The sequence below is a fragment of the Streptomyces sp. NPDC057428 genome (genome assembly GCF_042803195.1).
In the GTDB taxonomy this organism is placed as follows: Bacteria; Actinomycetota; Actinomycetes; order Streptomycetales; family Streptomycetaceae; genus Streptomyces.
The window spans coordinates 56,299-70,961 of the sequence record NZ_JBHVCT010000030.1 but is presented as its reverse complement, the minus strand read 5'-3'; the positions used below and the strand labels follow the sequence as shown (position 1 = coordinate 70,961).

Genomic DNA, 14,663 nt, shown 5'->3' with positions numbered 1-14,663 from the left:
CCGCCTCATCAAGCTCGAAGCGCGTAACGCCTTCGGCTTCCGTAACCGCGCCAACCAGCGGCTCCGATCACGTTGTGCAACCACCCGGCGGAGCCGACGGGAAGCACACCCCCACTAAATTCGAAGACCCCGGGATCCGCGCCCAGGGCACCTCATCGCTGACGGTGTACGTCCAAGAGATCTCGTAGCGTGCTCCCCTTCGGCCCTCGAGACCTCGGGGGACCTCATTGCCCACCTGTCCATGATCCGTCGGACGCGCTCCCACTCCCTCAATGGGGCGTCAGCGGGGAGGTGTCTGGGAATTCCTAACGGAGTCAGGTCACGATCCACACGATCTCTTTGAGGATTCCGGTCACCGATCAGCCATGATCCATTTCTTCAAGGCTCGCCGATACGCCATCGACTCCTCACCGGCCTTGAATCGCAATTCATACTGCGCCGGAGGCTCCGGTTGAATGTCGCCGCGCAAAACGCGGTCGGCAAGATCGGCTTGCCCTCGACTCTCGAAGGAGAACCAACTCGAATTACCTTCCGGTGGCTCGATCTGATGACGATCAAACTCGAGTGCCATAGCGAATGCCGACGCAACCACTTCGGCCACACGAGGATCTGAGTCGCGATGATACGAAGCCACGAGCCTGGCGGCCTCAAGGGCCGCACAAACGGCTCCACTGCACGCCTTCTCCGCAGCGGTGACCTTCTCCTTGAGGTGACTTACCAGAGGAACAGATTCCAGCTGAAATTCCACTTCAGGCTCCGCACCCACTTCTCGCCAGGCAGATTCCACCGCCTGGACAGCGGCGAACGAGTCCGCCTGCCTGTAGAAGCTCTCAAAGAAGACCGAAACTACGGAGTTGACTCGAGTCGCCACGGCCATGGAGAACCACCGCTCCGCAACAGCCCGTTTCCGAGCTGGATTTTGGCTTGCCATGTACCGCCAATCAGTAAAGAGCGAGCGCGCGACCAAGTCCGTGTCGCGCGCCCGACTCTACTACCACTTGGCCATGTTGGGCGTCACGATCTTGCCGCCAAGCCTCTCGATCAGCGGCGCACAAGACTCATCACAGAAGCGTTACTCGCGATCAACAACTGTGGCGTTACACGTAGGTTGACGGCTTCCGTCAGCAACATTTCTTCAGCGTGGTTGTGACCCAAGATCAGGGGCGCATCCGTCTTCTTGGGCAACCGGGGGTACATGCGGAAGGCTTCATCTTCCTCGTCCGTGAGTGCTATCTGAGCGTCAGTGAACTCGCTTCTAGCGCCAACCGCGAACAGGTCGAGGCCGTCGCCCTCTGGCACGTGGAGGCCACCTACCGTCTTCCAGCGCGCTCCCGCGCCGAGCTTCTTAGTCGCGGCATCCACACGAGCCTGCAAGTGCGTCGGGTCGGCGGTCGACGACTCGTTGCAGTTGTGAACCAGTACCGGCGTGTTCCCAGCCTCCACGTAGTACGTGTGCAGGCTTCCGATCGTCAGATCGTATGTGACCGTGTTCGCGTGGTAGAGCCGGACGTCGGCGGCCTGGGCTGTGCCCCGTGACCGCCGAGCCGGCGAACGCGCCCACACTGCATGCGGCACCGCCCTGTTCCGCGCAGGAGAATCCCTGCTCGACCAGGGCTCCGGCCGCGCCCGCGATCGCCGCGCAGCCGATCGTGCCGCTGCTTCGCAGCCCGCGAAGTCATCCGGGAAGCGGCGTCGGCCTTGTACTTCTCGACGGTCTCGCCGTTGTCGATGGTCTGGGAGAGCGCGTTTCCTGCTGCGTCGTAGGTGTCGGACTCCAGCAGGTAGGTGCCGTCGGCGCTGCCGCACCACCGGCTCCAGCCCGCCGTACGCGATCAGGTTCGGATCATCGAACGCGGATGAGACCGCCGCCGCGGCATGGGAAGATTGCATCTCGGAAGTGCCTTGCCGATCGTGCCTGATGTGGTCCTAGAGAAACCCCATCATCGCAGGTCACAAGGCACTTCTTCGTTTCCGGAAGACTATCCACAGGCATCAAGCCGGTGGATCCGGGCTGAGTCAGTGCTTCGATGGCCTCCTCGAACCGGCGCGCTTGGCGCAGGGCGGCGCCGAGGTTATTCAGCGCCGCCCCTCGGCGTGGCGGTGACCGAGCTCGCGGCAGGCAGCCAGGGCGGCGGCAGCTGACCGCCGGACAGTGCCTAGTCGCGGTCGTAACCGCCCCCGTCGGAGTCGTGTCCGGACCTGTCCTCATGGCTGTCCCTTGAGCTCGATGCCGTGGACGGGGACGAGTACGAACCGCTGGAGTAGGACGAGTCGTGTCCGCCTGAGCTCCCGTATCCGGACTCACGGATGTCGGGAGGATCCGCAGCACGGGATTCTCCGCTGGCTGGTTCGCTTGCGCCGCCGTCCCTCTTCGCGTGGGCGTCGCCCTTGTCCGAGGTTCCGTCTGACAGGCCTAAGGGGGCCAGCAGCTCGGACGGGTCGGCGGCCTCGTCCGGTGGCTCCTGGTCGGTGAGTGCCCCGGGGGTGTCGGGTTCGGAGGCGTGGGGGAGCCCGCGGTCCGGCAGGTCGTCGGGGAGTCCCGGCGGATGTGGCGACGGCGCGGCAAAGTGGGGATCGGGCGGCGGGGGGAACACGAAGGTGGTCATCCGTTCCGGAGTATCGGGATGGATGTCCGGCAGGTCCATCGCGAGGAACGGCGGCGGAAGGGCCGGAAGAGGACCGAGCGGGGCGAACGCGGGGGGACGGGTAAGTCCGCTCCAGCTGACGACCGGTAGGCCGACGTGTTGCCGGTTCCTCCGGGCCAGCTGTTCCCAGCGCCTTGCCTCCTCGGACGGGACGCGGGCGAAGGCGTCGGCGGCCGCGTTCAGATGCCGGCGGGTCCTGCGGGCGTGCCGGGCCGTGATGTGTAGGTCAGCGAGGTTGTACTCCGCCTGGCCCCGGCCGAAGTCGTCGAGACCGGCGAAGCAGGCGGAAGCCTTTTCGTACGCCCGTCGCGCCCGGTCGAGGTCTTCAAGCCGGTGGTGCAGGTTGCCGATGCCGAGCCAGGCCCGGCCTTCGCTCTGCCGGTCACCGTCGATGCCGGAAAGCCTACGGGCCTCATTGAAGTGGCGCAGCGCCTCGCAGGGCCGACCGTCGCGGGTCTCCGCGACACCCAGATTGATCAGGATGGCGACCTCGGCGGTGTCGATCGATGAGGGCTGCGGGCCGCCCGCCGCGGCGGCGCGCACCTCCGACGCCAAGGCGCGCGCCACGGCCAGCAGTGCCTCCAGGGTGCTGACGGGGAGGTCCGTGTCGCCTACGTCGTACATCTCGCACAGCGCTCGGTACCGGAGGACGGTGAGCACTTCGGACGCGAAGCGGGCGCCTGCGGGAAGCATTCGGACGGCCTCGGTGTAGCAGTGGTACGCCTCACTGGTCAGCCCCTGCTGGTGGTAGGCCCGGCCCAGGTCCTTCAGGAGGGTGCTCGCGTGGGCCTGTTGCCCGGCCGGTCCCGCCAGGCCAGCTGTTAGACGGTGCGTGCGCACCCAGTCGTCCCAGTACTTGCGCACGTCGAAGTAGCGGGTCAGTTTCAGGGTCAGCTTGACCGCGTCCGCGCGCAGCAGAGGGCGCGTGCCGGCGTGGAGGACCGCCGCCACAAGGTTCGGCCGCTCGGCGTCCAGCCAGGTCATGGCCGTCGTGGAGCCCTCCGACAACTCGCGGTCCGCGTCTGCCGTCTTGGCCACATAGTGCCGCAGCAACCGTAATGCGGCCGCGTCCCGCTGGGCCTGCGGCACCGCGTCAGCCAGCTCCTCCGCATAGAGCAGGACCAGGTCCTGGAAGCGGAAGCCACCCTGGTAGGGATCACCGTGTTCGAGGAACCGCAGATAGTAGAGCGCGTGCAATCGGTCCGCGGCTTCCGAGGGCTCGATCCGGGCGAGAGCGGCCACCGCGTCCGCCCCGATGTAGGGCCCGGGGTGAGAGGGCAACAGCCGCAACAGGGCCTGGTCCGCCGGCGAGAGCAACCGGAACGACTCCTCAAGAGCCGCCTTCACCCCTCGTGCACCCCCCTCCAGCTCGGTCAGCCGCCGTGACCGGTCGGCGAGCCGGTCCCGCAGCTCTCGCACAGTCATTCGTTCCCGGGCAACGAGTATCTGGGCGGCGAGCATCAGCGCGAACGGCAGCCGGTCGCACAGATCCGTGACCGCGGCCGCCGACGACGGATCACCGGCGATCCGCTCGTCGCGCGCCCCGGAGGAGGCCCCCAGCACCGCCGACAGCAGGGCGACGGCGTCCCCTGGCGGCAGCGGCCCCAGCCCGAGATGCCGTGGTGCGGGATTCAGGCCGGTCAGCTTGGCTCGGCTGGTGACGACAAGGCGGCCGGGAGACGGTGGGAGGAGGGAGACGACCTGGTCGGCGTGCGCGGCGCCGTCCACCACCACCAGGACCCGCCGGCCGCCGAGCCGGGCCAGGTAACGGGCGCGCGCCTCTTCAGGGTCGAGGAGTGGCGGAGACGGTGGTGCCTCCGGGTCCAGCATGCGCAGCACTTGGTTCAGCGCGCGCACGGAGTCGTACTGCTCGGTCGGCCGATTGCCGACCGTCACCTGGATCTCGCCGTCGAACCAGCCGCCCCGGCGGGCCTCCTGGGCCACCGCATACGCCAGGTGGGTCTTCCCGGCCCCGGCCGGACCGTGGATGACCAAGGGCCCCCGCACTCCCGCCCCGGGCTTGAGCCAGTCCAACGCCTGCCGGACCTCGCTGCGCCGGCCAACCCGCGGCGCCACCTCGGGGAGACGGCCCATCACATAGAACTCGCGGACGGCACTTACACGTTGATGGATGTGCTGGATGTTGCCGTCGCCGATCTGCACCGCGCTGCCGGTGAAGTCGCTGCCCGACACCCCTCCCGCGCCCCGCGCCCCGGAGGGCACCGAGGTCACGCGTCCCGGCCGATCCGGATGTCCTGCCGGTTGCCGTCGCCGATCTGGACCTGGCTGCCGGTGAAGGTGTTCCCGGCGACCGACTGGACCGGCTGTCCCAGTTCCCGCAGCCGTTCAGCCGCCCTGTCCTGACGGTCGCCCTCCAGTGCTTCGAGCAGCTCCCGGAAACGGAGCGCCCAGGTCAGCCCTTCGGCCTCCCGTACCCGATCCCGCTCCTCCGGCCCCGCATCCCGCACCGCGCCCTCCGTACGGTCCAGCCGCGCCAAGGTGTCGTCCCCGCGACCGAAAAGGCGCGCGACCCGCTCTCGGGTGGCCGCCCACGCCTCCGTACCCGCCGACTGCGCCATTGCCGTGCCGCTCGCCGAGGCGAGCGCCACCAGAGCCTCTTCCAGCATCCTGTCCCCCTAGCAATCTGTTGCTCTCCGCGCGTGCTGCTCCTGTTAGGAACGCACGCGTGAGCGCTCCTGGTTCCCGCCGCGAACGGGCGAGAACCGCCGGGTCGGGCTCGGTCCACGGAGGCCCGGTGGTCGGCCGCCGGGGGGCCAGGACCCTCGGCGGCGTCCGTCACTCCGTGCGGTCGCCCTGTCTCGCGCACGGCCCGGGCGCCGGTCATCCGCTGTATCTCACTGCCCGCGCGGACCCGATCATCGATGCAGGCCAAAGCCTGGTCCAGAGCTGGCTGGCCGCGCGGTACCCGACACAGGGCGCAGAGGCTCTCGAAACAGCGGCGGATGCCATCGTCCGCATGACCATCAGTCATCTCATCCTGCTGGCCTGCGCACCACAGTTCACCGCCCAAAGACTTGCCACAGCGGCACTGAGACTGCTGAGCTGAATCGACCGGGGAATGTCGGCCCGCGAAGCGGTGCGGCCGGCCCGCTCCGGCCGCGAAGCAGGCGCCGCCGCTGTTGCAGTTCTCGCCGGCGCGTGGTGCGTGCCCGGTCTCAGGCTCCAGCCAGCAGCGCCTCCAGCGCGTCGGCGGTCTCCGGGTGGTGGCCGACGAGTGCCGCGCCGCCGAGTACCGCGCCGCCCGGGGCCTCGGCCTCCGTCTCCCAGGTGCCCTCGCAGCCCAGCAGCCGCGCCAGGCTGTCGCAGGTGTCGGGGTGCGTGGCCAGCAGTGCCGCGCGGCCGGACGCGCCGCCACCGGACCCGGCAGGGGCGGCAGGCGCCTCCGGGGCCGCCTGCCAGGGCGGGACCCAGGCATCCAGCGCCGGCAGCCGGCCCGGGAAGACGCGTCCCGCCTCACGGATCAGCAGCGGGGCCAGGTCGGCGCCCTCGGACCGCAGGCTGGTGATCAGCGTCGGCAGCCAGGGCAGCAGCACCGGGTCGGGCAGCCGCGCGAAGGCGTTCGACACCGCCTCGACGACGAAGTCCACCAGTTGCGGGACCGGTTCCAGCGCGTGCAGGAAGCCGCTGAGGTAACGCGGGTAGGCGGGCACCACCAGAGGGTTGTCCAGCAGCGCGTCGCACCGTGCCCGCAGGTCCGTGCGGGAGAGCTGCCCGAGGTGCACCTGGGCCGCCCACAGCAGGGCGACCCTCGACGGCTCCTGCGGGTGCGACTGTCCGAAGGCCAGATCCAGCTGGGTCCGGTCGCACCCCAGCGACAAGGCAAGGCTCTCCATGCTGAACAGGAAACCCAGCATCGCCGCGACCTGGCGCACCGTCGCGTCCTCGTCGGTGAACGCCGTCGGCAGGAGCGTGCAGTAGTGCGCGTAGCCCGTCTTCGCGAAGGACTCGATCCAGGCCGGCAGCACCGGGCGGCTGATCCGGTAGTGGGCCAGCAGCCTCCGCACCCGGCGCAGCACCTCCGGCGCTCCGTCGACGCTGCGCTCGGTGGCCAGCACCTCCAGGGCGCGGGTGCCCAGTTCGTCGGCCAGGCGGTCGCTGCGCAGGTACAGCACGGCGTCCTCGACGGCCTCAAGGACCTTCGCGGTGGTGGCGTCCGGAGCGTACGCCACCCGGCGCAGCCGCTGTTCGAGGACCTGCTCGATGCTCACGCCCTCGTAGCCGAGCTCGATCAGCGCCCGCTGGTGGGTGCCGAGGGCGAGGTCCCAGGACTCCTGGACCGGCCTCTTTCCGAGCTCCCGCTCACCCATGATCGGCCGTGCGGCGCCGTGCGGCATCAGACGGCGCAGCATCCACAGCACGTCGGAGCACTGCCGCAGCTCCGGCCGGGACGTCATGTCGAGCAACGCCCGCTGCACGCCGTGCTGCTGGAGCTTCATGTCCAGCGGTGCGAGCCTGTCGTGCACGTCCCGCGCCAGGGGCGGCAGGGCCTCGTACCCGACCTGGCCCACACGGTCGCCGCCCATCAGGATCTCGACCAGCCGGCGCACGTCCCGCCGGCCCGGCACGGTCTCCTTCTCGATACAGGTGACCGCCGCGTCCTGGAAGTCGTACGGGGTGGGCCTCGCCCGGTCCCGCATGCCGGCCAGCAGGATCGACGTCTCGAACACCGCTATGGCGTCGGCGGTGGACGCGAGATAGCCGTTACGACGGGCCGCGCGCACGATCTCCACCGACCAGCCGAGCAGTTCGGCCTCGTCCAGCCGGTCGAGGGCGGGCGGGCTCTGCAGGAAGCCGGACAGCTTGTCGGCGGGCTCCACCGGGGCCACGGGTACGGCCGTCGCGGCGGCCTTTCCCGGCTTCCTGGCGCCTGCCTGCCCGGCGAGACGGAACGGCTGCACGCGGGTACGCCTGAGGTTCTTGGCCCACTGGGTGGCGGCGATCGACACCGAGCCCGCCGCGAGGCCGAACTGTGCCTCGATCGCGGCGTGGCTGGACGGGATCAGGCCGTACTGCCAGGTGCTCCCGCTCGGTGGGCTGATGTCGAAGGTGTCGCTGCCGTGCACTCCGAACTCCTCGACCCTGCTGGACGCGTGGAACGCGCCGCAGACGTAGAGGCAGTCCACGGGATCGGTGCCGGTCGCGGCGAGGTGTTCGCGCATCCGGGTCCACATGTGGCGCTCGCGGTCCTCGTCGACGCGGACGCGCCCCGGGTCGCCGGGGGCCAGACGCCGGAAGAGGCTGCCGATCAGGAGCATCACCTGCCGGTAGGTGTCGTGGTCGCTGTCGCCGAGCGGCAGCTCGACGTACTGGTGCCACCACTCCGACCAGTGCCGCACCCGGCCGTGGTGCAGGAGGTGCTCCTCCAGTTCCGCGAAGCGGGGCCGGAGGTCGCCGATCTCCACCCCGACGGCGTCGCCGTGCAGCGCCGCCTCCTCCTCCGTGGGCCGGTCGTCGGGACCGGCTGGCTCCGTCCCGCCCGCCTGCCACTGGAACACGTGGTCCGAGGACCGGTCCACGAGGACCAGTTCGACGCCTGGGGTGTCCAGCGCGTAGGCGATGGCCTGGTACTCCGCGGATGCCTCCGTGATCGGGGCGACGACCGAGAGCGGTGCCCACTCGGCGGGGAAGCCCTCGACCTCGCTCGCGTAGGCCTGGACGGCCACGGGGAGACGGCAGTTGCGCAGCTCCGACAGGAGCGGCGCCATGTCCTCGCAGAGTTCCAGGTACACCACCTTCGGCTGCTTCTCCCGCAGCCGTCGCGCCATCGCGACCGCCGAGGCGGGCGAGTGGTGGCAGACGGGAAAGATCTCCAGCGGTTCGTGGACGGCGCGGTCGACGTCGTCGACGATGCCGAGGAGGATGCCCTGCAGCGCGTCGGGACCGTCGGCGAACTCGGCCGCAGCCTCCTGGAGCTGACCGCGCAGGGCGTCGAAGGGCGTCTCCCGGCCGTCCGGGACGTCGGTGCTGACGGCTGATCTCACAGGGCCACCGGGGATCGCAGGGCTCACGGGACTCACAGGGTTCGCGGGACCGACCGGGCTCCCGGGGCCGGCAGGGCTCACGACAGGTTGGCGATCGCGTCGCGGCCGCCCTCGAGGAACTCCGGCCAGGAGCCCCCCGCTTCCTTGCTGCGCGGCTCGACGACGCCGTGCAGGTACTTGTTGAGGATGGCCAGGTCCTCGGGTTCGCGCCGCGCCAGCGATCCGACGAGCGAGGAGGCGAGGGTACGGGCGGTCAGGGCGCGTTCTCCGAAGAAGTTGCTGTGCAGGATCGCGTCCTCCAGCACACCGATCTGCTCGGCGCTCGACAGCGCAGACTCCAGCTTCTCGTCGTCACTGCCCGCCGCCGCCGAGGAGGCCCGCAGGTCGGCGAAGCTCTGCAGGAGTACGTCGAGGAGGTTCGGCGGCACGTCCAGCTCGATCCGGTGGCGGCGCAGCAGCTCCTCGGTACGGAAGCGGACGATCTCCGCCTCGCTCTTCTTGTTGGTCACCACCGGGATGCGGACGAAGTTGAAGCGGCGCTTGAGCGCGGAGGAGAGGTCGTTGACGCCGCGATCGCGGCTGTTGGCGGTGGCGATGACGGAGAACCCCGGTTTGGCGAAGACGATGTTGTCGCTGTCCATCTCCGGCACCGAGATGTACTTCTCGGACAGGATGGAGATCAGGGCGTCCTGTACGTCGCTGGTGGAGCGGGTGAGCTCCTCGAAGCGGCCGATCGTGCCGGTCTCCATCGCGGTCATGATCGGCGAGGGGATCATCGACTCCCGCGACTGGCCCTTGGAGATGACCATCGAGACGTTCCAGGAGTACTTGATGTGATCCTCGGTGGTTCCGGCCGTGCCCTGCACCACCCGGGTGGAATTGCGCGAGATGGCTGCCGACAGCAGCTCGGCCAGCCAGCTCTTGCCCGTCCCCGGGTCCCCGATCAGCAGCAGTCCGCGGTCGGAGGCCAGCGTGACGATGGACCGCTCGACGAAGCTGCGGTCTCCGTACCACTTCTGGGAGATCTCCCGGTCGAGGCCGTCCGAGCGCTGGGATCCCAGAATGAAGAGGCGGACCATCTTCGGCGACAGGCGCCACGAGAAGGGCTTGGGCGCGTCGTCGACCGACTCCAGCCAGTCGAGCTCTTCGGCGTACTTGATCTCGGCGGGGGCGCGCAGCAGATCGGACATGGGGATGCCTTTCGAAGTATGTGGGTGTGGCGCGTGAGGCTCGCGCGGCAGTGCGGGCGGAGCCGGCCGCTCTCCGGTCCGGCACGACGGCCGCGGACCGCAGCGGGCTACGTGAGGAAGGTCTTGAGCTCGTGGACGAGCTTGCGGATGTGGCCGGACAGCACCGGAGTGCCCTGGTCCTTGAAGCGCTCCCGGAACCACGGGTTCACGCTGGCGCGTCCGGAGCTGGTCACCGATCCGACCGGGATGAACTTGGCCCCGGAGCGGTGGATCGCTGCCATGCTTTCGAACAGAGGCTCGCTCTGCCACTCGTAGAAGTCCGATATCCAGACCACGACGGTGTTGCGGGGCTCGGCGATCTTCGGCTGGGCGAGGGCCATCGCGACCGTCCCGTCGGTGCCGCCGCCGAGGTTGGTGCGCAGCAGCGTCTCGAACGGATCGCGCACCCATGGAGTGAGGTCGAGCGCCTGGGTGTCGTACGCGATCAGGTGCACGTCCACCTTGGGCAGGCCGGCGAAGATCGAGGCCAGGATGGTGCAGTTGACCATCGAGTCCACCATCGACCCCGACTGGTCGACCACGACGATCAGCCGCTGCGGCGTCGTTCTGCGCGCCGTGTGCCGGTAGTAGAGGCGGTCGACGTAGAGGCGCTCCTCCTCCGGGCTCCAGTTGGTGAGGTTCTTCCAGATCGTCCGGTCGAGGTCCAGGTTGCGGAACACCCGCTTGGGCGGGACCGACCGGTCCAGGGCGCCGACGGTGGACTTCTCCACCTGGGTGCGGAGCACCTCGGCGACCTCGTCGACGAAACGGCGGATGAGCGCCTTGGCGTTGGCCAGTGCCACCCCGGAGAGGTTGTCCTTGTCGCGCAGCAGCTGCTCGATCAGCGACATGCTCGGCGTCAGCTGTCCGGCGAGCTTCGGGTCCGCGAGGACCTCGCGCAGCCGCATCCGCTTGACGAGGCCGGCTTCGATGGAGCCGAGTTCGGGGCCGATCTCCGGGATGAGCCGGCTCAGGTCTGGTGTCCTGCCACCGCCCCCGGTGCCGGTCGGGCTGACGCCTCCTCCTCCGCGGCGTCCGCCGCGCAGCTCGCCGGGCTTGCACCCCAGGGCGCGCTCCAGCCAGCCGGCATCGGACTGCCAGCGCGACAGCTGACCGGCGGTGACGGTGCCGGGCGCGGAGTGGAACACGTTGAGCAGCACCTTCGACACGAGTGCCGCGCGCCGCACCTCGGCCGCCCGGTCACGCGGGTCGTCGCCGTCCGCGTCCGCCGCGGGGTCCGCCCCCGCCGTCTCCGGAACCATCAGGCCGTCGAACTCGGCTGCCAGCTCCGGATGGCGCTGCACGACCGAGTCCACGGATGCCTGCGGGTCGAGGAGCGCGGCGGGCAGTCCGATGTCCTCGACCACGGCGAGGCTCGCCGATTCCAGCGACGCCTGCTCCTCATGGTCGAAGAGCCGGGCGAGCAGGCGCCAGTACATGACCTGGCGCCGGTTGTCGTACGAGGTCGCCGCGGGCGCCTCGGGAATCTCCGGCTCCGTCATTTCCGCAGAAGCCTTCCCGCTCGCTCGCTCAGCGCCTTCGCGGCGTCGGTGGCTGCCTTCTCCGCCCTGACCCCGGCCTTGTCTGCCGTCCCGCCGGCCCAGGCTCCCGCGTGGACCGCGGTCACCTTCCTGCGCACCGAGGTCTCGACGGCGAGCGGCTGCACGCCGAACTCCCCCGCGTCCCAGCGGATCAGCCCGATGCACGCGCCCGACCTGCCGACCGCCTCCGGGGTGAGCGGACCGGCGGTCGGCACCCGGTCGGTGTGCACCGGCAGGTCGAGCCCGGCGACGGTGAAGGTCACCACGCCGTCGTCGTCCGTCCGGGCTGTGTAGCCCTCCAGGAAGACGGGGACGGCGATGCGCGCCGGGTGCCGGTCCAGGGGCGCGGTCGCCGTGGCTGTCGCCGTGGGCAGCGACACCCTGGCGGTGGCGAAGGCCTCGGCCGGCTCACCCGGCCGGGCGTGCTCGTCGCTCCACACCAGGTCGCCCTCGGCGGTGACGGGCATGCCGGTAAGGAGCATGGCGCGGCCCTCTCCCGCGGCCGCCAGGAGTGACATGTGCGGACGCAGCAGCTGCCAGATGCCCGCTCCGACGACCGTGTCGGGCTTGGGCACCGAGACACTGGCGCGCACGAGGCGGGGCGTGGAGCCGTCCGCGGGCTCGAACACCGCGTGCACCTGCGCCTGGGCGGCGGTCGCGTGCTCCTGTACGTCGATACCGAGGGGCAGGAGGCGTCCGTCGGCGGTCCCGACGACGGGCGCCGCGCCGGCGCCGGGCACCGTCAGGAGCATCCCGCGCGACCACAGGTCGGCCCAGCGGCGCACGGGGAAGGTCTCCATGGACGCGCCGGGGCAGGAGGCGGCGAGCTCGGCAGCGAAGCCGTCGAGGAGAGTGGCGAGGCGGCGCAGCGCCGGGTCCGGGAGCATCGCCGAGACCACCTCCGCGGCGCCGGAGACGAACTCGTGGTCGAGGCCCTGCCATCCGCAGCGCGCCAGGTCGGAGAGCCAGGCACGGGCGGCGGCCAGCAGGTTCGCCGCCGGCTGCGCACCGGCCTCCGGACCGGGGGCGTCGTCGCGGGCCCGTCCCGCGGCCTCCTCGACGCGGGCGAGCAACGCGTCGTGGACCGAGCCGAGCAGCGCCGTGCGGGCCGCGGCCAGCGCTACGAAGTGGTCCTCACCGGCCGCTCCGGCCGCGGCCTTCGCGGCCGCCTCGGCGATCCGGCCGGCCAGTGGCGTCCCCTGCACTGCGTGGGCGAGCCGGGTGGCTCCGGCGGTATCGGCGGGCTGGGGCCGGATCAGTCCGGCGAGGAGGGCACGGTCGAAGGCGTCGACGGCCTCCATCGCCTGGTCCAGTCCCTCGACGGGTTCGGCGAGCAGGTCGGCACGCATCACGCCACCGCCCGCGTCGGCGGGAAGAACTGCATCTCGGGCAACGGCGCGGTGGCCGGGGCGTGTTCCAGGTAGGTGAGGTGCCGGAGGAAGCGGCTGAAGACGGACGCGGCCGCCTTGGTCGCGTCCATCGGCGGGCTGGCGCTCCTCATCGCCGCGGCGAGCGCGGCACCGTCGACGTCACCCGCGGGAACCTCGGCTTTCAGGTACCGGACGACCCGCGCGGCGCCGTACTGCAGGACGGCCTCGTTGATCAGAGCGCCGATGTGGTTGCAGAACGAGCCGCGCGCACCGCCGCAGGGCCGGTTGTTGTTGGTGCTGCAGGCGAAGGCGTAGGTCCCGGCCGCGACCGAGGACACGTAGACCCGCCCGATGTCCGAGCCGCTGGACACCACGCCCTGCAGGCGTCCGTCCGCCAGCTCGACGAACGGAACCTTGGCGAGCTTGCGGGGCCGCGCGGGCGGTATAACCCGCGCCGTGCTCGACCTCTCCCAATCCGACAACGCGCCATCTCCAATGCACAGCTGAGGGGTTGTCCACGCCCGATCGGCGGAACACGACTGAACCTACCGGCGCGCACTGACAACGCCGTGGCCACAGCCGCGAGGGCGACTCACCAGGTGCCCGGGCGCTCAGGTACCGGGGTCCGGTCCGCCCGCTCCGGGGAGACCCGTGACCCGCATGGTGATGTTCAGCCGTCCCGACTTCAGCCCGGTCGCGGGATCGCCCGTGTCCTCGATGACCTTGGGCACCCCGTGGTAAGCGAAGCGTGAGGGACCGCCGAGGACGAACAGGTCGCCCGAGGCGAGTTCGATGTCGGTGTACGGCTTGGTGCGGGTCTGGGTGTTGCCGACGCGGAAGACGCAGGAGTCGCCGATGGACAGGGAGACGACCGGTGCCGAGGACCGCTCGTCCTTGTCCTGGTGCATGCCCATCCTGGCCTGCCCGTCATAGAAGTTGATCAGTGCGGTGTCCGGGGTGTAGGCGTCCGCCTGCACCGGGTCGCCGTACGCCTCGAGGAGAGCGCGCCGGCCCAGCAGAACCATCCAGTCGGGGAAGTCGACGACCCGCCGGCCGTTCACGTCGTCGGCGGTGCGGGTGTAGGCGTACGGGCGCCAGTGCCAGCCGACGCACACCGTCTGCACGGACATGACGCCACCGCGCGGCAGTCGCGTGTGGCGGATGGGTACGGGGCCGGTGGCCCAGGCGCGGCAGGCCGTCACGAGGTCGCGCTGCTCGTCGCCGGTGAGCCAGCCGGGGACGTGCATCGCGCCCGGTGCCACCTCCGTGGGCGGGCGGGGGATCAGCGCGCTCATGACACCGACACCGCCGCCTCGTAAGAGGTCGCCCAGCGGTGGCGTACGTCCCAGGTGCCTCCGGCGGCGGTGGCACCGCGCAGGCCGTGCACCGTGTCCGGGCCCGCGAGTGTCGGAAGCCGCGAGTCCTGGAGCGAGGCGAAGGCGTACGTGCGGGCCGGATCCCAGCCGGTGGAGTGGCGGAGTCTGCGGGCGAGTCGCACGAATCCGGGCAGCGCGGCCGCGACCACCCACGCGTCGGGCGGACCGGCCGTCAGCCTCGTCGCGGGCCGTAGCCAGGAGGCCGCCGTCTCCGGCCAGTCCACGACGGCGAGTACCGTGCCGCCCTGCGCCTGCCAGGCGTCGGCGAACGCGTCGGCGGATGCCCGGGAGGCGGCGTCCCGGCTGCGGCCCACGGTGACGGTCTCCACGCGGGCATCCGGATCGCGCAGCAGCAGAGCCATGAGGGAGGCGAGTTCGGCATCGGTGTGCGGACGGGGGCCCTCCGGTCCGCCGGTGCCCACCGGATCGGACGCGCCGGTCGGAGGGGATCGGTGGGTGCTGGCGGTGTTCACGGTGTGACTCCTCCTGTGTCGCTTCCG

General features: G+C 70.5%; 12 protein-coding genes. 1 reads left to right on the top strand and 11 read right to left on the bottom strand.

The genetic code is table 11. The features are described 5' to 3' along the window. Nucleotides 1-352: 352 nt before the first annotated feature. The 4 genes from ACFU5K_RS14860 to ACFU5K_RS14845 form a co-directional block, all read right to left on the bottom strand. Complete coding sequence (locus ACFU5K_RS14860; protein WP_384060869.1) at nucleotides 353-877, bottom strand: hypothetical protein; 525 nt, start codon at nucleotides 875-877, stop codon at nucleotides 353-355. Nucleotides 878-1,041: 164 nt separating this feature from the next. Then, on the bottom strand, nucleotides 1,042-1,575 hold the full coding sequence (locus ACFU5K_RS14855) for a hypothetical protein (protein WP_384060866.1): 534 nt from the start codon (nucleotides 1,573-1,575) through the stop codon (nucleotides 1,042-1,044). A 581-nt stretch (nucleotides 1,576-2,156) separates the two neighbouring features. Then, on the bottom strand, nucleotides 2,157-4,877 hold the full coding sequence (locus ACFU5K_RS14850) for a tetratricopeptide repeat protein (protein WP_384060863.1): 2,721 nt from the start codon (nucleotides 4,875-4,877) through the stop codon (nucleotides 2,157-2,159). Next, nucleotides 4,874-5,272 (bottom strand): hypothetical protein, encoded by a 399-nt coding sequence (locus tag ACFU5K_RS14845; RefSeq protein ID WP_384060856.1) that lies wholly within the window; start codon nucleotides 5,270-5,272, stop codon nucleotides 4,874-4,876. The genes ACFU5K_RS14850 and ACFU5K_RS14845 overlap by 4 nt, the downstream gene beginning before the upstream one ends. 59 nt (nucleotides 5,273-5,331) lie before the next feature. Between ACFU5K_RS14845 and ACFU5K_RS14840 the strand changes: the two genes are divergently transcribed. After that, nucleotides 5,332-5,712 (top strand): hypothetical protein, encoded by a 381-nt coding sequence (locus ACFU5K_RS14840; protein WP_384060853.1) that lies wholly within the window; start codon nucleotides 5,332-5,334, stop codon nucleotides 5,710-5,712. 109 nt (nucleotides 5,713-5,821) lie between these two features. Here ACFU5K_RS14840 and ACFU5K_RS14835 read toward each other — a convergent pair whose 3' ends face one another. From ACFU5K_RS14835 to ACFU5K_RS14805, 7 genes are all read right to left on the bottom strand, one after another. Continuing rightward, a complete protein-coding gene (locus tag ACFU5K_RS14835; protein ID WP_384060850.1) occupies nucleotides 5,822-8,647 on the bottom strand; it encodes a hypothetical protein in 2,826 nt (941 codons plus the stop codon). Between the two features lie 77 nt (nucleotides 8,648-8,724). Further along, on the bottom strand, nucleotides 8,725-9,837 hold the full coding sequence (locus ACFU5K_RS14830) for an AAA family ATPase (RefSeq protein ID WP_384060847.1): 1,113 nt from the start codon (nucleotides 9,835-9,837) through the stop codon (nucleotides 8,725-8,727). Nucleotides 9,838-9,944: 107 nt separating this feature from the next. After that, on the bottom strand, nucleotides 9,945-11,378 hold the full coding sequence (locus tag ACFU5K_RS14825; protein WP_384060845.1) for a VWA domain-containing protein: 1,434 nt from the start codon (nucleotides 11,376-11,378) through the stop codon (nucleotides 9,945-9,947). Further along, the gene (locus ACFU5K_RS14820) at nucleotides 11,375-12,766 is read right to left on the bottom strand and encodes a hypothetical protein (RefSeq protein WP_384060842.1); all 1,392 of its coding nucleotides are present in this window, start codon (nucleotides 12,764-12,766) and stop codon (nucleotides 11,375-11,377) included. Before ACFU5K_RS14820 ends, ACFU5K_RS14825 begins: the two co-directional genes overlap by 4 nt. Continuing rightward, nucleotides 12,766-13,269: a hypothetical protein gene (locus ACFU5K_RS14815; RefSeq protein ID WP_384060839.1), complete on the bottom strand. Its 504-nt coding sequence runs from the start codon at nucleotides 13,267-13,269 to the stop codon at nucleotides 12,766-12,768. The genes ACFU5K_RS14820 and ACFU5K_RS14815 overlap by 1 nt, the downstream gene beginning before the upstream one ends. Nucleotides 13,270-13,398: 129 nt before the next feature. Then, nucleotides 13,399-14,082, bottom strand: a complete 684-nt coding sequence (locus ACFU5K_RS14810) for an alpha-ketoglutarate-dependent dioxygenase AlkB family protein (protein WP_384060837.1) — start codon at nucleotides 14,080-14,082, stop codon at nucleotides 13,399-13,401. Then, nucleotides 14,079-14,636: an ABC transporter substrate-binding protein gene (locus ACFU5K_RS14805; RefSeq protein ID WP_384060834.1), complete on the bottom strand. Its 558-nt coding sequence runs from the start codon at nucleotides 14,634-14,636 to the stop codon at nucleotides 14,079-14,081. Before ACFU5K_RS14805 ends, ACFU5K_RS14810 begins: the two co-directional genes overlap by 4 nt. Nucleotides 14,637-14,663: the final 27 nt, after the last annotated feature.

Bases quoted from the DNA above. Each gene is read 5' to 3' on its own strand.
- ACFU5K_RS14860 (WP_384060869.1), bottom strand. From the start codon at position 877: ATGGCCGTGGCGACTCGAGTCAACTCCGTAGTTTCGGTCTTCTTTGAG.
- ACFU5K_RS14845 (WP_384060856.1), bottom strand. From the start codon at position 5,272: ATGCTGGAAGAGGCTCTGGTGGCGCTCGCCTCGGCGAGCGGCACGGCA.
- ACFU5K_RS14830 (WP_384060847.1), bottom strand. From the start codon at position 9,837: ATGTCCGATCTGCTGCGCGCCCCCGCCGAGATCAAGTACGCCGAAGAG.
- ACFU5K_RS14825 (WP_384060845.1), bottom strand. From the start codon at position 11,378: ATGACGGAGCCGGAGATTCCCGAGGCGCCCGCGGCGACCTCGTACGAC.
- ACFU5K_RS14820 (WP_384060842.1), bottom strand. From the start codon at position 12,766: ATGCGTGCCGACCTGCTCGCCGAACCCGTCGAGGGACTGGACCAGGCG.
- ACFU5K_RS14810 (WP_384060837.1), bottom strand. From the start codon at position 14,082: ATGAGCGCGCTGATCCCCCGCCCGCCCACGGAGGTGGCACCGGGCGCG.